This is a genomic window from Streptomyces sp. NBC_01363 (genome assembly GCF_026340595.1).
In the GTDB taxonomy this organism is placed as follows: Bacteria; Actinomycetota; Actinomycetes; order Streptomycetales; family Streptomycetaceae; genus Streptomyces.
This window is the reverse complement of record NZ_JAPEPF010000002.1, coordinates 2,405,494-2,425,805: the sequence shown is the minus strand read 5'-3', so window position 1 is coordinate 2,425,805 and position 20,312 is coordinate 2,405,494. Positions and strand designations below refer to the sequence as shown.

The 20,312-nt window shown below is 69.7% G+C and carries 2 protein-coding genes; both read right to left on the bottom strand.

Translation table 11 applies throughout. The features are described from left to right. Position 1: 1 nt before the first annotated feature. Positions 2-4,120 (bottom strand): beta-ketoacyl synthase N-terminal-like domain-containing protein, encoded by a 4,119-nt coding sequence (locus OG611_RS38315; RefSeq protein ID WP_266430979.1) that lies wholly within the window; start codon positions 4,118-4,120, stop codon positions 2-4. A 7-nt stretch (positions 4,121-4,127) separates the two neighbouring features. Then, positions 4,128-20,249 (bottom strand): type I polyketide synthase, encoded by a 16,122-nt coding sequence (locus OG611_RS38310; RefSeq protein ID WP_266431452.1) that lies wholly within the window; start codon positions 20,247-20,249, stop codon positions 4,128-4,130. Between the last annotated feature and the right edge of the window lie 63 nt (positions 20,250-20,312).

Sequence of the window (20,312 nt, the reverse complement as noted above, 5' to 3'; positions counted from 1 at the left end):
TTCAGTTTCCAGAAGGCTCAATTCTGATGGTTTCCGGGAGGGATCCAAGCCATTTCTCGACGGATTCGGCCGTGGTGGGGGCCGAATTCTCCAGCAGGGTGAAATGGTTCCCCGGAATCTCACGCAGTGTGTGCGGGGCCGGCCAGGAGGAGCGCCAGCTCTCGTCGCCATCGGCGCTCACGGCCGCCCCGGGCTCCCCGGCTCGACCCATGAATGATTCTGTCGGTCGTACGAACAGGACGGGTGCCGCGACTGACTGCGGACCACACTGGGTGATGAGTGAGCTGTACCGGCCCATGGCCGACAGCCTGGCCGCGGTGAAGATGCCGAAGGCATCCTCGCGCTCCAGCATCCCGTCCAGCATCTGTGCCCAGAGGCCGTCGGACGAGTCGTCCGCGTTCGCCGAGCCGTCCGCGGCAGCCTGCTCATCGCTCTCGTCGGTGGGGAGATAGGTGTCCAGCAGCACGATCGCGGCAGGCATCACCCCTTCGCTCTCCAGGCGGCTGGCCGTGGCATGCGCGAGCTGGCCGCCGGAGGAGTAGCCGACCAGTGCGAACGGTTCGTCACCAGCCAGCCGCCGTACGCTCTCGGCGAAGTGGTCGACGACTGCGTCCACCGAGTCCGGCAGCTGCTCCCCGTCCACGAATCCGGGCGGCGTCACCACATGCACATCGCGCACACCCCTGAAGTTCGCGGCGAGCCGCGCGTACTGTTGGGCTCCGGCGAGCGCCATCGGCGATGGAAAGCAGATCAGCGACGGACCGCGGGGGCCGCGGGCCAGCCTCACCGGCGGGCTCACGGTATGCAGTTGGGAGGCAGTCCGGAAGGAAGGACGCAGCTCGGCCACTGCGTTCAGCAGTGCGGTGCCTTCTGCCATCTTTCCCTCCTTCACCGCGGCCCGGAACAGCTCGCTGAGGGTCTCCGGCATGCGCGACGGGCCAGCGGCGGCAACGGCGACACGGGGGGCAGCGACAGCGGATGCCTGCGCTGACGGGGCGGAGCCCAGTTCGGTACGCAAGTACGAGGCGAGCCGGGCCGGGTTGCCGAGATCGAACACCGCTGCGGCCGGGACTTCCAGCCCGGTGGCGCGTTGCAGACTCATCCGCAGTTCTGTCGCGGAGAGCGAGTCGACTCCGGCCTCCAGGAAGCCGCGCTCCGGATCGACCTCACCGGCAGAGTCATGGCCCAGGACCGCAGCCATGTGTCCCACCACCACTTCAATCAGCAGCTTCTCTTGTTCAGGTGCGGGGAGTTCGGCCAGGCGTGCGAGCAGCCGGACCGCCGCCAGGCCGTCGGAGGGCTCCTGGCCGGCCGCAGAATCAAGCCCGTCGGTGACAGCTCCACCAAAGAGCGCGGGCGAGTCGATCCAGTAGCGGCGATGCTGAAAGGCGTAGGTGGGCAGGTCCACTGCCCGTGCGCCACTGCCCTTGTACAGCGCCTGCCAGTCCACTGCGGCTCCGCCGGCGTGCAGCAGTCCCAGTCCTGCCAGAACCGCCCGGGCCTCGTCACGCCGCTTGCGCATCATGGACACCACGGTCACCCGCTCGGCCTCGCCCGCCTCCAGGCACGGCTGTACCAGTCCTGACAGCACCGCGTCCGGTCCCAGCTCCACGAATCGCGTTACGCCACGCGCCACTGCGGCGCGTATGGCGTCGTTGAAGCGGACGGCTTCGCGGACGTGGGTCACCCAGTAGTCGGGGGACGTGAGCTCACCCGGCGTGGCGGTGCGTCCGGTGACGTTCGAGACGACCGGGGTACGGGGCTCGCTGTAGGCGAGGCCCGACACCACCGTGCGGAACTCGTCCAGGATCGGGTCCATCAGCGGGGAGTGGAAGGCGTGCGAGACCTTCAGGTACGAGGTCTTGCCGCCCTGGGCGCGTACCGCCTCCACGACCTTGTCGACGGAGGCCGCCGTGCCGGAGACCACCAGTGCGCGAGGGCCGTTGACCGCCGCGATCGCCGCGTTGCCGACGCCGTTGAGGTGGGTGCGGACATCGTCTTCGGTGGCCTGGAGGGCGGCCATGGTGCCGCCGTCGGGCAGGGCCTGCATGAGCCGGCCGCGCGCGGCGACCAGGGTGCAGGCGTCGGCGAGGGAGAACACGCCGGCGGCGTGCGCCGCGCTGATCTCGCCGATGGAGTGCCCGGCCAGCAGATCGGGGCGTACACCCAGCGACTCCATCAGGCGGAACAGGGCCGTCTCGACAGCGAACAGGGCGGGCTGGGCGTACTCCGTCCGGTCCAGCAGCACCGCCGGGTCCGAACCCTCCTGAGCGAAGAGCACGTCTTTCAGGGGGTGGTCCAGCAGGGGGTCCAGGTGTCCGCACACCTCGTCCAGGGCTGCCGCGAACACCGGAAAGGCTGCGGCGAGTTCGCGTCCCATACCGGGGCGTTGGGCGCCTTGTCCGGTGAACAGGAAGGCGGTCCTGCCGCTGGTGCGGGCGACTGCGCGGACGAGTTCGGTGGCGGGGGTGTCCTGGCTCAGGGCGCGCAGTCCGGTGCTGAGTTCTGCCAGGTCGGTGCCGGTGATGACGGCGCGGTGTTCCAGGTGTGCGCGGGTGGCGGCCAGGGCGTAGCCGATGTCGGCCGGGGCGGGGGCGTCGGTGCGTTCCAGGAGGTTGAGCAGGCCGGCTGCCTGGGCGCGCAGCGCGTCCGGGCTGGCGCCGGACACCGGCCAGAGCACCGGCCCGGTGGTGTCACCGCGCTTCGGCCCGGCCGTCTCGGCCGAGGCCGGTGCCGGTGCCTGTTCCAGGATCACGTGCGCGTTCGTACCACTGATCCCGAACGACGACACCGCCGCACGTTTGGGCCTGCCCGCTGCCCACGGCCGGGACTCCGTCAGCAGTTCCACGCCGCCGGCCGTCCAGTCCACCTTCGACGACGGCTCGTCCACGTGCAGGGTCTTGGGCAGTACGCCGTTGCGCATCGCCATGACCATCTTGATGATCCCGGCCACACCTGCCGCAGCCTGCGTGTGCCCCAGGTTCGACTTCACCGACCCCAGCCACAGCGGGCTCTCGGCCGGCCGGCCCCTGCCGTAGGTGGCCAGCAGTGCCTGCGCCTCGATCGGGTCACCCAGAACCGTGCCCGTTCCATGTGCCTCCACCACATCGACCTGGTCCGCCGACAGCCTGGCATTCGCCAACGCCGCCCGGATCACCCGCTGTTGGGCCGGGCCGTTGGGCGCGGTGAGACCGTTGCTGGCGCCGTCCTGGTTGACCGCACTGCCCCGCACCACCGCGAGCACCCGATGCCCGTTGCGCCGCGCGTCGGAGAGTCGCTCCACCACGAGCACGCCGACGCCCTCGGAGAACCCCGTGCCGTCAGCCGCCTCGGCGAAGGACTTGCAACGGCCATCGGCCGCAAGCCCGCGCTGCCGGCTGAAGTCGACGAAGGTCCCAGGTGTCGACATCACCGTGACGCCTGCCGCCAGCGCGAGCGAACATTCGCCGTTGCGCAGCGCCTGGCCAGCCAGGTGCAGGGCTACCAGCGACGACGAGCACGCCGTGTCCACCGTCATCGCCGGCCCCTCAAGACCGAGGGTGTAGGAGACACGGCCCGAGACAACGCTGCCGCTTCCGTAGCTGTTGATGTAGTCGTGGTACATCACACCGGCGAACACACCCGTGCGGCTGCCGCGGAGAGTGCCCGGATCCAGCCGCGCGTTCTCCAGCGCCTCCCAGGAGGCCTCCAGCAGCAGCCGCTGCTGCGGGTCGATGGCACGCGCCTCACGCGGTGCCACGCCGAAGAAGGCCGGGTCGAAGTCGGCGGCGTCGTAGAGGAACCCGCCGTGACGGGAGTACGAGGTGCCGTCGTGCTCCGGGTCGGGGTCGTACAGGGCATCGAGGTCCCAGCCCCGGTCCTCGGGAAACCCGGCTATGGCATCAGCCTCTTCGGAGACCAGCCGCCACAGATCCTCCGGCGACCGGACACCGCCCGGGTAGCGGCAGGACATGCCCACGATGGCGAGCGGCTCCTGCGCCATGCCGGTCAGCTTGCGGTTCTGCTCGCGCAGACGCTCGGTCTCCTTGACGGATGTCCGCAGGGCGTCGACGAGCCTCGCGTCGGGCCGATCGGGTTGCGGGGTCTGAGTGGGCCGGCTGGGACGACTGGGCTCAGTCATTGCGGTGTCACTTCTCCCGCGTCATGTCGTTGACGTCGAATTCGTCGTATACGTAGTCGGATTCGTAGGCCGCTTCGTGGGCCGGGTCTTCGGACAGGTCGTCGTGGGCGGAACCAGAGTCCGCGAGAGCCATGCTGATCAAGGCCTCGGTGTCCATGGCATCGATGGAGTCTGCGGCTTCGTCCGCCTCTTCCGCCGCGAGTCCGGCTTCGATTCCGGCGAGTTCCAGCAGGCTGTCCATCAGGCCGGCCTCCCGCAGCCGGGACAGCGGGATCGCGGCGAGCGCGGTACGGATACGGTTCTCCGCCGACCTGCTATCCGTTGCGCTCGGGTCGTCCTCTGTCTGCGGAGCGAGCTCCTCCCACAGGTGACCCGCGACCGCCCGAGTACTGGGGTAGTCGAAGATCAGCGCAGCCGGCAGACGCAGGCCGGTGGCCGCGTTGAGGCGGTTGCGGAACTCCACGGCGGTGAGCGAGTCGAACCCCAGGTCGCTGAACGACCGGTCGGAGTCCACGGCTTCGGTATCGGCATGGCCGAGTACCGCCACGGCTTGCGCGCGCACCACCTCGATCAGCAGATCCTTCCGCTCGTGTGCGGGCGTGTCCGCGAGCCGGGCGCGCAAGCTCTGCGAGTCGGCGGGCGACTGCGAAAGGGAGTGCGCGATCCGCCGTGCGGGCGCGCGCACCAAGCCGCGGAAGAGCGGCGGAAGTTCCCCGTCACCGCTCTGCGCCATGGCGCGAACGTCCAACACAGCCGGTACGAGGAGCGCGTCGGCCGGGTTGCCGATCTGGTCCTGGTCGAGCACAGCCGTATCGAACAGGGCCAGGCCCTGCTGGGCGGAGAGTGCCCCGGCACCCGCGCGTGCCATGCGGTGCGCATCGGTGCCGCTCAGCGTGCCGGCCATGCCGCCGTCGTCCGCCCACATGCCCCAGGCCAGCGAGCTGGCCACCAGGCCATGGGCCCGGCGGTGCTGGGCCAGCGCATCCAGGAAGGCATTGGCTGCCGCGTAGTTGCCCTGCCCCGGTACGCCCAGCGCCCCGGCGATGGAGGAGAAGAGCACAAACGCGGACAGGCCGAGGTCGCGGGTCAGCTCGTGCAGGTTCCAGGCCGCGTCGGTCTTGGGCCGGAGCACGGTGTCCATGCGTTCCGGAGTCAGCGAGCCGATGACTCCGTCGTCGAGCGTGCCGGCGACGTGCACGACACCGGTCAGCGGGTGGTCGGCCGGAACTGCCGCCAGCAGGGCGGCCAGTTGGGTGCGGTCGGCGACGTCACAGGCAGCAAGTGTCACGCCGGCGCCCAGCGCGGCCAGCTCGGCACTCAGCTCGGCGGCACCGGGTGCGTCCGGACCCCGGCGGCTGGCCAGCAGTACATGGCCGGCCCCGTGTTCGGCCACCAGGTGGCGTACGACCAAGGCCCCCAGCGCGCCAGTGGCACCAGTCACCAGAACCGTGCCGTCGGCGTCCCACACCTTCCGCTCGGACGGGACGTCGGCATCGGCGGGCCGGGCCGCGGCAGACACCCGCGCCAATCGCGGGACGTACACGTCGCCCTCACGCAGCGCGAGTTGCGGCTCATCTGTATGCACGGCCCGAGGCAGTGCGGCGAGAGAGGCATCGTGGCCGTCCACGTCGATCAGTACGATCCGGCCCGGATTCTCCATCTGCGCCGACCGTATGAGACCGCCCACTGCGGCACCCGCGAGATCACTCACGTCGCCGGCCGCCGTCGGGACCGCGCCCTGTGTCACCACCACCAGGGTCGACGCGGCGAACCGCTCGTCCGCCAGCCATGTCTGAAGGTCGGCGAGGGTCCGATGCGTACGCTCGCGCACCGCGGCCGCGACATCCACTCCAGCCTCGGCCGTACGTGTGTCTCCGACGACCGGCAGGACGACTACGCTCGCGTCGCCGGCGTCGCGCAGCTCCGGTACCACCGCGCTGCTCGCCACCACGGTGGCGAGAGATTCCGACCACTCGACGGCATTCGAACCGACCACTACCCACTTGCCGTTGTCGGCCAGAGCGGGAGCCGAGGGTGACGGAGCCCAGTCGACCCGGTACAGGGAGTCGTGGAACTCGGTGCGTGCCTGGGCCAGTTGTTCCTCGGAGATCGGCCGGACATCCAGCCGCTCCACCGAAACCACCGCACGACCCGCGGCATCCGCCACCTCAAGCGACACCGCACCGGAGCTCAGCGGACGCACCCGCACCCGCAGCGCCGACGCACCCGTCGCGAACAACTCCACACCCGACCACGCGAACGGCAGACCAGCCCGCTCCCCCGCACCCGTCAGACCCACCGCATGCAACGCCGCATCCAACACCGCCGGATGCACACCAAACCCCTCAACCCCCACACCCTCCGGCAACACCACCTCAGCAAACACATCCTCGCCCAGCCGCCACGCAGCCCTCAGACCCTGGAACACCGGGCCGTACACCAACCCCCCTTCCGCATAACGCTCGTACACACCCTCAACCGAAACCGGCACCGCACCCACCGGAGGCCACACGGCGAATTCGGACTCGTCCGCGCGACCGCACGTCCCCGTGCCGAGCACACCCGCGGCGTGCCGCGTCCACGACGCGTCACCCATCACGTCCTCCTCGCCACGCGAGTGGATGCTGAACGTGCGGCTGCCCGAGTCGTCAGGCGCGTTGACCACGAGCTGGGTGTGGATCACTCCGTGCTCCGGGAGCACCAGCGGAGTCTCCAGGGTCATCTCCGACAGCAGCGCGCAGCCCACCTGGTCACCGGCCCCGATCGCCATCTCGACAAAGCCTGTGCCGGGGAAGAGCACGGTGTCACCGATGGCGTGGTCGGCCAGCCATGGCTGGGTCCGGGTGGAGAGCCGGCCGCTGAAGAGCAGACCGTCCGACTCGGCGAGCACGGCGGCTGCTCCCAGCAGCGGGTGATCGCCTGCGCCGGATGCCGCACCGAACGGGGAGTAACCGTCGATCCAGTAGCGCCGGCGCTGGAAGGGATAGGTGGGAAGGTCGACCTGCTGAGCTGTTCCTGAGGCGTGCAGGCCCGCCCACTGGACGGTGTGGCCACTGGTCCAGAGGTGGGCCAGCGCGGAGAGGGTTTCGGCCTGTTCGGGGCGGTTGCGGCGTAGGAGGGGGATGAATGCAACTGTGGTGTCGTCGGGCAGGGCGTCGGGGGCCATGGCGGTCAGGACCGCGTCCGGGCCGATCTCCAGGAAGGTGGTGACGCCCTCGGCCGCCAGAGCCTGGATGCCATCGGCGAAGCGGACGGCATCGCGGACGTGGGACACCCAGTAGTCGGGGGAAGTGAGTTCACCGGGTGCGGCGGTACGTCCGGTGACGTTCGAGACGACGGGGATACGGGGCTCGCTGTAAATGAATCCCGTCACCACTGCCTTGAACTCCTCCAGCATCGGGTCCATCAGCGGGGAGTGGAAGGCGTGCGACACCTTCAGCCGGGACGTCTTTCGGCCCTGTGCCCGCAGTTCTTCCACCACCGAGTCGACGGTGTCCTTGCTGCCGGAAATGACCACCGCACGGGGGCCGTTGACCGCCGCGACCGCAGCGTCCTCGGCGCGGTCCAGGAGCGTGAGGATCTCGTCCTCGGTGGCCTGGACGGCGGCCATGATGCCGCCGTCGGGCAGGGCCTGCATGAGCCGACCGCGCGCCGCGACCAGGGTGCAGGCGTCGGCGAGGGAGAACACGCCGGCGGCGTGCGCCGCGCTGATCTCGCCGATGGAGTGCCCAGCCAGCAGATCGGGGCGTACACCCAGCGACTCCACCAGGCGGAACAGGGCCGTCTCGACAGCGAACAGGGCGGGCTGGGCGTACTCCGTCCGGTCCAGCAGCACCGCCGGGTCCGAACCCTCCTGAGCGAAGAGCACATCCTTCAGGGGGTGGTCCAGCAGGGGGTCCAGGTGCCCGCACACCTCGTCCAGGGCTGCCGCGAACACCGGGAACGCCGCAGCGAGCTCACGGCCCATACCGGTCCGCTGCGCGCCCTGGCCCGTGAACAGGAACGCCAGCAGACCCTCGGTCACCGCCCCTTCGACCACACCCGGCGCACCCTCGCCAGCAGCCAATGCCCGTAGACCTGCGACCAGTTCATCACGTCCGGTACCCGCAATCACCGCACGGTGGTCCAGCTGCGCCCGCGTCGTCGCCAGTGCGACGCCCACATCCACCGGCTCGGGAGCGTCCTCGCGCCCCACCAGGCCCAGCAGCCCCGCCGCCTGCGCGCGCAACGCCGCCGCGTTCGTGGCGGACACCGGCCACGCCAAGGTCCCGGGACGGCCGGCCAGCTCGTTCGCCGGCCGCAGCCCGGAGGCGGACCCGGAGCCGACGGGCTCGGGGGCCTGCTCAATGATCACGTGCGCGTTCGTGCCGCTGATCCCGAAGGACGAGACGGCCGCGCGCCTCACTTCCCCGGCCTCCCAGGGCCGGGACTCCGTCAGCAGTTCCACACGGCCGGCCGTCCAGTCCACCTTTGACGACGGCTCGTCCACGTGCAGGGTCTTGGGCAGTACGCCGTTGCGCATCGCCATGACCATCTTGATGATCCCGGCCACACCCGCGGCGGCTTGGGTGTGTCCCAGGTTCGATTTGATGGAGCCGAGCCACAGCGGGTGCTCGGCGGCGCGGTCACGTCCGTACGTCGCCAACAGCGCCTGGGCCTCGATCGGGTCGCCCAGGACCGTGCCCGTACCGTGTGCCTCCACCGCGTCGATCTGGTCCGCCGACAGCCTGGCATTCGCCAAGGCCGCCCGGATCACCCGCTGTTGGGCCGGGCCGTTCGGCGCCGTCAAGCCGTTGCTCGCGCCGTCCTGGTTCACTGCGCTGCCGCGTACCACCGCAAGCACCTGGTGGCCGTTGCGTCGCGCGTCCGAAAGCCGCTCCACCACCAGCACGCCGACGCCCTCGGACCAGCCGGTGCCGTCCGCCGCCTCGGCGAAAGACTTGCAACGACCGTCGCCCGCCAGGCCGCGCTGCCTGCTGAATTCGATGAAAGTGGCGGGTGTGGACATCACCGTCACGCCGCCGACCAGGGCGAGGGAGCATTCGCCGGTGCGTAGAGCCTGGCCCGCCAGGTGCAGGGCCACCAGGGACGACGAGCACGCCGTGTCCACAGTCACGGCCGGCCCTTCCAGGCCGAAGGTGTAAGCGATACGGCCGGAGACGATGCTGCCCGCGCTGTGACTGGTCGGGTAGTCGTGGTACATCAGGCCTGCGAAGACGCCGGTCGAGCTGCCCTTCACGGTCGCGGGGTCGATGCCTGCCCGCTCGAACGCCTCCCAGGAGGCCTCCAGCAGCAGTCGCTGCTGCGGGTCCGTGCTCAGTGCTTCGTTCGGGCTGATCCGGAAGAAGGCGGCGTCGAAGTCGGCCGCGTCGTGCAGGAAGCCGCCCTTGTTCACGTACGTGGTGTCCGGCCGCTCGCCGTTCGGGTCGTAGATCGCGCTGGTCTCCCAGCCGCGGTCCTGCGGGAACTCGGAGACGGTGTCATTGCCCTCGGATACCAGATTCCACAGGTCTTCGGGCGACTCGATGCCGCCGGGATAGCGGCAGGACATGCCCACGATGACGATCGGGTCGTCGGTTACGAGCCCCTCGTGGCTCACCGGCGCAACAGGGGGGGTGTCGAGCGTGCCGAGGAGTTCATCGTGGAGATGGTCCGCGAGGTCGCCGGCGGTCGGGTAGTCGAAGACGAGAGTGGCCGGCAGGCGCAGGCCGGTCGCCGCGTTCAGCCCGTTGCGCAGTTCCACCGAGGTCAGCGAGTCGAAGCCCAGGTCACTGAAGGCGCGGTCCGGCGCGATGGCCGCGGGCGTCGCATGACCCAATACGTCGGCGACCTGTCCCCGCACCACATTGAGCAGCGCGCGTTCCCGCTCGGCCGGGGTGAGTGCGGACAGCTGATGGTGCAGCGTGTCAGCGGTGGTGCCGTCGCTGATGGCAGCGGTACGTCGCACCGTGGGGACCAGGTGGTGGTAGAGGGACGGGAGTGCGGTGCCCTGTGCTCGCAGCGCCTCCACATCAAGACGTACCGGTACCAACGCCGCGTCCGCCCGCGCACCCGCATCAAACAACCGCAAGCCGTCCACCACCGACAACGGCAACACACCACCCCGCGCCATCCGCGAACGATCACCCTCCGACAACCCACCACCCATACCCCCCACACCCGTGTCACCCCAGAGACCCCACGCCAACGAAGCACCCGGCAACCCCTCCGCCACCCGAAACTCCACCAAACCGTCCAAAAACGCATTCGCCGCCGCATAATTCCCCTGCCCCGGCACCCCCAACACACCAGCAGCAGACGAAAACACCACAAACGCATCCAACGCCAAACCCCGCGTCAACTCATGCAAATTCCACCCACCCAACACCTTCGGCCGCAACACCGCACCCAACCGCTCCGCAGTCAGCGAACCCACCAAACCGTCATCCAGCACACCCGCCGCATGCACCACCCCACACAACGGAAACTCCTCAGGAATCCCCGCCAACACCCCCTCCAACGCACCACGATCCGCCACATCACACGCCACCAACTCCACCGATACCGCACCCAACCCCAACAACGACGCCACCAACTCACCCGCACCCTCAGCACCACCACCACGACGACTCGTCAACACCAACCGCCGCACCCCACACACCGACACCAAATGCCGCGCCAACACCACACCCAAACCACCCATACCACCCGTCACCAACACCGTCCCACCCGACGACCAACCACCAGCAACACCATCAACACCCCCAGCCAAACCAGCAGTTACACCCGCACGCACCAGACGCGGAACAAACAACACCCCGCCCCGCAAAGCCACCTGCGGCTCACCCACACCCGTCACCGCATCCAGCGACAACCCCGCATCGTCCACATCCACCAGCACAAACCGCCCCGGATGCTCCGCCTGCGCCGACCGCACCAAACCACCCACCGCAGCACCCGCCAGATCACACACCTCACCACCGCCGGCCGACACCGCGCCCCGCGTCACCACCACCAACGTCGACCCACCAAAACGCTCCTCCCCCAACCACACCTGAAGAGCACCCAACACACCCTCCAACACACCACTCACACCATCCGCACCCCCACCAACATCACCGAACGCCCGCAACACCACAACACCCGGAACCGGCACATCGGCAGCAGCACCCACCACATCGGCAAAATCCACCACACCAGACCCAGCACCCACAGCCACCGAACCCGACCCAGCCGGCACCCAATCCACCCGATACAAGGAGTCGTGGAACTCGGCGCGTGCCTGGGCCAGTTGCTCCTCGGAGATCGGCCGGACATCCAGCCGCTCCACCGAAACCACCGCACGACCCGCGGCATCCGCCACCTCAAGCGACACCGCACCGGAGCTCAGCGGACGCACCCGCACCCGCAGCGCCGACGCACCCGTCGCGAACAACTCCACACCCGACCACGCGAACGGCAGACCAGCCCGCTCCCCCGCACCCGTCAGACCCACCGCATGCAACGCCGCATCCAACACCGCCGGATGCACACCAAACCCCTCAACCCCCACACCCTCCGGCAACACCACCTCAGCAAACACATCCTCGCCCAGCCGCCACGCAGCCCTCAGACCCTGGAACACCGGGCCGTACACCAACCCCCCTTCCGCATAACGCTCGTACACACCCTCAACCGAAACCGGCACCGCACCCACCGGAGGCCACACGGTCAGATCAGCCTCGCCCACACCGCCCCGCACCCCAGCACCCAACACACCCGTCGCATGCCGGGTCCAGGACGTGTCGTCCACCGCACCCTCACCACGGGAGAACACCCGCACCGCACGCCCACCAGAACCACCCTCAGGCGCACCCACCACCACCTGCACCTGCACACCACCACGCACCGGCAACACCAACGGCGCCTCCAGCGTCAACTCCTCCAACACCCCACACCCGACCTGATCCCCCGCCCGAATCGCCAACTCCACAAACCCGGTGCCGGGGAAGAAGATCGAGCCACCCACGACATGGTCGGCCAGCCAGGGCTGGGTCTGCGCAGAGAGCCGACCGGTGAAGAGGACCCCCTCCGAGTCGGCGAGCACGACGGCCGCGCCCAGCAGTGGGTGGTCGGTGGCACCGAGGCCGATGGCCGCGGGGTCACCGTGATCGGTCGGCGTCTGCGACCAGAAACGGCGACGCTGGAAGGCGTACGTGGGCAGATCGATCTCGCGGGCTCCGCTGCCCTCGAAGACGGCGGGCCAGGCGACTTCGCCACCGGCGGCGTACAGGCGCCCCAGTCCGGCCAGGAGGGACCGCGCCTCCGGACGTCCCTTGCGCAGCAGCGGCACGCACACCGTCTGCTCCGTCTGCCCCGCCCGCTCCGACTCCTCGGTCTCCGCGCTCTCCGCGAGGCACGTCTGCGCGAGGCCCGTCAGCACACCGTCGGGGCCCACCTCCACGAACCGTGTCACTCCACGGTCCGCGGCGCTGCGCACGCCGTCGCTGAAGCGCACCGCTTCGCTCACATGCCGCAACCAGTAGTCCACCGAGCACAGCTCCTGCTCGGCGGCCACGTCGCCCGTCACGTTGGACACCACTGCCAGCTTCGGCTCAGCGAACGACAGGCCCTCCAGGACCTGCCGGAAGTCGGCCAGCATCGGCTCCATCAGCGTGGAGTGGAAGGCGTGCGACACCTTCAGCCGGGACGTCTTTCGGCCCTGTGCCCGCAGCCGCTCCGCGACCTCCTCCACCGCCGCTTCGGGGCCGGAAAGGACCACGGACCGCGGGCCGTTGACCGCGGCCAGGCCGGCTCCCGCCGACTCAGCGAGCAGCGGCAGCGTCTCCTCCTCCGTCGCCTCGACCGCGACCATCGCGCCGCCGGCCGGGAGCGCCTGCATCAGCCGGCCGCGCGCGGTGACCAGCGTGCAGGCGTCCGCCAGGGTCAGCACCCCGGCGATGTGCGCGGCGGCGATCTCGCCGATCGAGTGCCCCATCACGAAGTCGGGACGTACACCCCAGGAGTTGACCAGGCGGTACAGGCTCACTTCGACCGTGAACAGGGCGGGCTGGGCGTACTCGGTACGGTCCAGCAATGCCGCGTCAGCCGTGCCCTCGTCCGCGAACAGCACGTCCTTCACGGGCCGTTCCAGCAGACCGTCGAACTGCTCGCAGATCTCGTCCCAAGCCTGTCGGAAGACGGGGTACGTGTCGTACAGCTCGCGGCCCATGCCGGTGCGCTGCGCACCCTGCCCGGTGAACAGGAACGCGGTCTTGCCGCTGGTACGCACCGCGTCCGGCGCGGCCGTTTCCTCGGCGAGGGACCGCAGGCCGGCCACCAGCTCGGCCGTGTCCGCGCCGAGAACGGTCGCGCGCTGCTCCAGCGCGCCGCGCATCGTCGTCAGGGACCAGCCCACATCCGCCGGACGGAGTTCGCCGTGCTCCTCCACGTACGACGCGAGTCGCGCCGCCTGGGCGCGCAGCCCTTCCTCGCCGCGGGCGGAGATGACCCACGGCACCACGGTGTCGCTCGACGGCCCGGCCTCCGAGGAGTCGGCTGCCGGCTCGTCGTCACGGTCGTGCGCAGCCTGCTCGATGATCACGTGGGCGTTCGTACCGCTGATGCCGAAGGACGAGATGCCCGCTCGGCGCGGCCGGTCGACGTCCCACGCGACTTCCTCGGTCAGCAGCCGCATCGCGCCCGCCGTCCAGTCGACGTGGGTGGACGGCTCGTCCACGTGCAGGGTCCTGGGCAGTACGCCGTTGCGCATCGCCATGACCATCTTGATGATTCCGGCGACGCCGGCGGCGCCCTGGGTGTGGCCGATGTTGGACTTGACCGAGCCCAGCCACAGCGGCCGGTCGGCGGCGCGCTCCTGTCCGTACGTCGCCATCAGGGCCTGGGCCTCGATCGGGTCACCCAGGACCGTGCCGGTGCCGTGCGCCTCGACCGCGTCGACGTCTGCGGCGGTGAGCTGGGCGTTGGCCAGTGCCTGGCGGATGACGCGCTGCTGGGCGGGGCCGTTCGGCGCGGTGAGGCCGTTGCTGGCGCCGTCCTGGTTGACCGCGGAGCCGCGTACGTGCGCGAGCACCCGGTGACCGTTGCGCGTCGCGTCCGACAGCCGCTCGACCACCAGGAGGCCCACGCCCTCGCCCCAGGCGGTACCGTCCGCTCCGGCGGCGAACGCCTTGCACAGACCGTCGCGGGACAGACCGCGCTGGCGGCTGAACTCCACGAAGGCGGCGGGCGAGGCCATGATCGTCACACCGCCTGCCAGGGCGAGATCGCACTCGCCGTTGCGCAGGGCCTGGATCGCGAGGTGCAGGGCCACCAGCGATGACGAGCACGCCGTGTCCACGGTCACGGCCGGCCCTTCCAGGCCGTACGTGTAGGCGATGCGCCCGGAGACGATGCTGCCGGAGCTGTTGCTGCCGGTGTAGTCGTGGTAGACGAGACCGGCGAAGACACCGGTGGCGCTGCCCTTGAGCGTCGCGGGGTCGATGCCCGCCCGCTCGAACGCCTCCCAGGACGTCTGCAGCAGCAATCGCTGCTGCGGATCGGTGATGAGGGCCTCGTTCGGGCTGATGCCGAAGAAGTCCGCGTCGAAGTCGGCCGCGTCGTGCAGGAACCCGCCCCTGCGTACGTACGTGGTGTCCGGGCGGGACTCGGTGGGGTCGTAGAGGCGGTCGACGTTCCAGCCCCGGTTCTCGGGGAAGTCGGTGATGGCGTCGTCGCCTTCCAAGACCAGTTTCCACAGGTCTTCGGGCGACTCGATGCCGCCGGGGAAGCGGCAGGACATGCCCACGATGACGATCGGGTCGTCGGCGAGCGCGCCGGTCGTCGGCAGGACGGTGGCGGCGGCCACGTCTCCGGAGACCTCGGACAGCAAGTGGTCCGCGAGGTCGCCGGCGGTCGGGTAGTCGAAGACGAGAGTGGCCGGCAGGTGCAGGCCGGTTGTGTTGTTGAGGCTGTTGCGCAGTTCCACCGAGGTCAGCGAGTCGAAACCCAGGTCGCTGAAGGCGCGGTCCGGCGCGATGGCCGCGGGCGTCGCATGACCCAGTACTGCGGCGACTTGTCCCCGCACCAGGTCGAGGACCGCTTCGTGGCGTTCGGACTCGGTGAGTACGGCGAGGCGTTCACCGAGCGAGCTGGCAGCAGCGATCGCGGTCCGCGAGGTGGCCTGTCGGCGTGCCGGGCGTCCGGTGAGGTGGTGGTAGAAGGGGGGCAGGGCGGTGCCCTGTGCTCGCAGCGCCTCCACATCAAGACGTACCGGTACCAACGCCGCGTCCGCCCGCGCACCCGCATCAAACAACCGCAAGCCGTCCACCACCGACAACGGCAACACACCACCCCGCGCCATCCGCGAACGATCACCCTCCGACAACCCACCACCCATACCCCCCACACCCGTGTCACCCCAGAGACCCCACGCCAACGAAGCACCCGGCAACCCCTCCGCCACCCGAAACTCCACCAAACCGTCCAAAAACGCATTCGCCGCCGCATAATTCCCCTGCCCCGGCACCCCCAACACACCAGCAGCAGACGAAAACACCACAAACGCATCCAACGCCAAACCCCGCGTCAACTCATGCAAATTCCACCCACCCAACACCTTCGGCCGCAACACCGCACCCAACCGCTCCGCAGTCAGCGAACCCACCAAACCGTCATCCAGCACACCCGCCGCATGCACCACCCCACACAACGGAAACTCCTCAGGAATCCCCGCCAACACCCCCTCCAACGCACCACGATCCGCCACATCACACGCCACCAACTCCACCGATACCGCACCCAACCCCAACAACGACGCCACCAACTCACCCGCACCCTCAGCACCACCACCACGACGACTCGTCAACACCAACCGCCGCACCCCACACACCGACACCAAATGCCGCGCCAACACCACACCCAAACCACCCATACCACCCGTCACCAACACCGTCCCACCCGACGACCAACCACCAGCAACACCATCAACACCCCCAGCCAAACCAGCAGTTACACCCGCACGCACCAGACGCGGAACAAACAACACCCCGCCCCGCAAAGCCACCTGCGGCTCACCCACACCCGTCACCGCATCCAGCGACAACCCCGCATCGTCCACATCCACCAGCACAAACCGCCCCGGATGCTCCGCCTGCGCCGACCGCACCAAACCACCCACCGCAGCACCCGCCAGATCACACACCTCACCACCGCCGGCCGACACCGCGCCCCGCGTCACCACCACCAACGTCGACCCACCAAAACGCTCCTCCCCCAACCACACCTGAAGAGCACCCAACACACCCTCCAACACACCACTCACACCATCCGCACCCCCACCAACATCACCGAACGCCCGCAACACCACAACACCCGGAACCGGCACATCGGCAGCAGCACCCACCACATCGGCAAAATCCACCACACCAGACCCAGCACCCACAGCCACCGAACCCGACCCAGCCGGCACCCAATCCACCCGATACAAGGAGTCGTGGAACTCGGCCCCGCCACCACTGGCCAACTCCGAGGCCTGGGTGGGACGTACGGTCAGCGACTCGATCGAGGCGACCGCTTCGCCGGCCGTGTCGGCGATGTCCACCGCGAAGCTGTCCGCGCCCAACGGCGAGAGCCGTACCCGCAACGCGGACGCACCGGTGGCGTGCAGCGCCACTCCGCGCCACTCCGCGTTAATTCGCAGGTTCACTGCCGCCTCGGCGACCGGCGCGGAGCTCAGGAGTGCCAGGCTCTGCACTGCGGCGTCCAGGGCCGCAGGGTGCAGGCCGAATCGCTCGGCATCCTTTGCCGCCTGCTCAGGCAGGACGACCTCGGCGTACAGTTCCTCGTCATGGCGCCAGGCGGCCTTCAGGCCCTGGAATACCGGCCCGTAGGTCAGCCCCGCATCCGCGTACCGCTCGTACATGTCCTCAACCGAAACCGGCGCCGCCCCCGCCGGAGGCCATACACCGAAAGCGGGCTCGTCCGCGACAGCGCGGACACCGGCATCGAGCACGCCTGTGGCGTGCCGCGTCCACGACGCGTCACCCGCCACATGCTCACCGCGCGAGAACACCCGTACCGCACGCCTACCAGAACCACCCTCAGGCGCACCCACCACCACCTGCACCTGCACACCACCACGCTCCGGCAACACCAACGGCGCCTCCAGCGTCAACTCCTCCAACACCCCACACCCGACCTGATCCCCCGCTCGAATCGCCAACTCCACAAACCCGGTCTCCGGGAACACGACGGAGCCCGCGGCGGCACGGTCGGCCAGCCAGGTGTGCGTAGCCACGGAGAGTCGCCCGGTGAACAGCGCACCGTCGGAGTCCGCCAGCATCATCGCCGCACCCAGCAGCGGGTGATCGGCGGCGTCGAGCCCGATCGAGGCGATGTTTCCGACGGTCGCCACGTTCTTGATCCAGTAGTGCCGGCGCTGGAAGGGGTAGGTGGGCAGGTCGACGGGCCGGGTCGGGCCGCCGGGGTGCAGGGCGGGCCAGTTGACGGTGTGGCCGGTGGTCCAGAGGCGGGCCAGCGCGGTGCGGGTCTCCGTCTGTTCGGGGCGGTTGCGGCGCAGTAGGGAGACGAAGACGGCCGTGGTGTCGTCGGGGAGTGCACCGGGGGCCATGGCGGTGAGGACGGCGTCCGGGCCGACCTCCAGGAACGTCGTCACGCCCTGGTCGGCGAGGGTCTGCACGCCGTCGGCGAAGCGGACCGCCTCGCGGACGTGGGACACCCAGTACTCGGCAGAGGTGATCTCCCCCGCCGTGGCCATGCGGCCGGTCACATTCGAGACCACGGGGATGCGAGGCTCGCTGTAGGCGAGACCCGACACCACCGCCTTGAACTCGTCGAGCATCGGGTCCATCAGGGGTGAGTGGAAGGCGTGCGAGACCTTCAGCCGGGATGTCTTGCCGCCCTGCGCCCGTACCGCCTCCACCACCCCCTCCACGGAGGCCGCAGCCCCGGAAACCACCACCGCGCGCGGCCCGTTGACCGCCGCGACCGCGGCGTCCCCGACCCCGTCGAGCAGCGCGCGGACCTCCTCCTCGGTGGCCTGCACGGCCGCCATCACCCCGCCCTCGGGCAGCGCCTGCATCAGCCGGCCGCGCGCCGCGACCAGCGCACACGCGTCCGCCAACGAGAACACTCCGGCCGCGTGCGCCGCACCGATCTCACCGATCGAATGCCCGGCCAGCACATCGGGCCGCACACCCCACGACTCCACCAGCCGGAACAGCGCCGTCTCCACCGCGAACAGCGCCGGCTGCGCGTACTCCGTACGATCCAGCAGCCCAGCCTCCGCCGACCCCGCCTCAGCGAACAGCACATCCTTCAAAGGCCGTTCCAGCTGAAGGTCGAGATGACCGCACGCCTCGTCCAGCGCGGTCGCGAACACCGGGAAAACGGCGGCCAGTTCACGACCCATACCGACCCGCTGCGCACCCTGCCCCGTGAACAGGAACGCCAGCCGGCCTTCAGCCGCGGCCCCGCTGACTACACCCGGCGCAGGCTCGCCGGCAGCCAGTGCCCGCAGCCCTGCGACCAGTTCATCGCGCCCGGCCCCCGCGACCACCGCACGGTGCTCCAGCTGCGCCCGCGTCGTCGCCAGCGCGACACCCACATCCACCGGATCCGGAGCATCCACACGCCCCATCAGGCCCAACAGCCCCGCCGCCTGCGCACGCAACGCCTCCGCGCTCGCCCCGGAGACCGGCCACAGCACCGGTCCCGTGGTGCTTGTGGAGTCCGAGTCGGGGCGCTCCACGGGCTCCGCCCCCATGGGCTCCGCCGCCGGCGCCTCCTCAAGGATGACGTGCGCGTTCGTACCGCTGATCCCGAACGACGAGACACCCGCCCGGCGCGGCGTCGTGCCGTCCCACTCCACTTCCTCGGTCAGCAGCCGGACATGGCCGGCCGTCCAGTCCACCTTCGTCGACGGCTCGTCCGCGTGCAGCGTCTTCGGCAGGACGCCGGCCCGCATCGCCATGACCATCTTGATGATCCCGGCGACACCCGCAGCGGCCTGCGTGTGACCCATGTTCGACTTCACCGACCCCAGCCACAGGGGGTTCTCCGCCGCACGGTCGCGCCCGTACGTCGCCAGCAGTGCCTGCGCCTCGATCGGGTCGCCCAGGACCGTGCCCGTACCGTGTGCCTCGACCACGTCCACCTGGTCCGCAGACAGCTGCGCGCTCGCCAGCGCGTCCCAGATGACGCGCTGCTGAGACGGGCCGTTCGGCGCGGTGAGGCCGTTGCTTGCGCCGTCCTGGTTCACGGCGGAGCCGCGTACGACAGCCAGTACGGGATGTCCGTTGCGCCGCGCGTCGGACAGCCGCTCCACCAGCAGTACGCCCGCGCCCTCGGACCAGCCGGTGCCGTCCGCCGCCTCGGAGAACGCCTTGCAGCGGCCGTCGGCCGCGAGACCGCGCTGCTTGCTGAACGCGACGTAGGGGCCGGGGGTCGCCATCACGGTCGCGCCGCCTGCGAGCGCGAGGGTGCACTCACCCTTGTGCAGTGCCTGGATCGCGAGGTGCAGTGCGACCAGCGACGACGAGCACGCCGTGTCCACCGTGACGGCCGGCCCCTCCAGCCCGAGTACGTAGGAGATACGGCCGGACAGCACGGCCGCGTTGCTGCCGGTGGCCATGTATGCCTCGGCCTCTTCCGGCAGTTCCAGGTCGAAGTAGGTCTGGCCGTTGGTGCCCATGAAGACGCCCACGCGGCCGCCGTACACCGAGTCCGGCGCGATGCCACCGCGCTCGAAGGCCTCCCAGGAGGCCTCCAGCAGCAGCCGCTGCTGCGGGTCCATCGCCAGTGCCTCGCGCGGCGATATGCCGAAGAAGGCCGGGTCGAACTCCGCGGCGTCGTAAAGGAAGCCGCCCTTGCGCGGGTAGTCCGCGCCGTCATCCGCGCCCGAGCCCGTTCCGGCGTCGGACCCGGTGTCCCAGCCGCGGTCCTCGGGGAAGTCCCCGATCGCGTCGACCCCTCCGGCGATCAGCTGCCACAGCTCCTCGGGCGAACGCACGCCGCCGGGGAGGCGGCAGCTCATCGCGACGATGGCGATGGGCTCCTGTCCGGCGTTCTCGATCTCCCGCAGCTGCTGCTTCGTGGCATGCAGGTCCGCGGTCGTCCGCTTGAGGTAGTCGAGGAGCTTAGCTTCGTTCACGTTCGCCATCAGGGCCTCACCGTGTGTCGTTTCCCGGGAACTGCGCATGCGGGAGGTTCGGGA

What these genes read in the sequence shown, in the direction of transcription:
- OG611_RS38315 (WP_266430979.1), bottom strand. Translation starts at nt 4,120, where the DNA reads ATGACTGAGCCCAGTCGTCCCAGCCGGCCCACTCAGACCCCGCAACCC.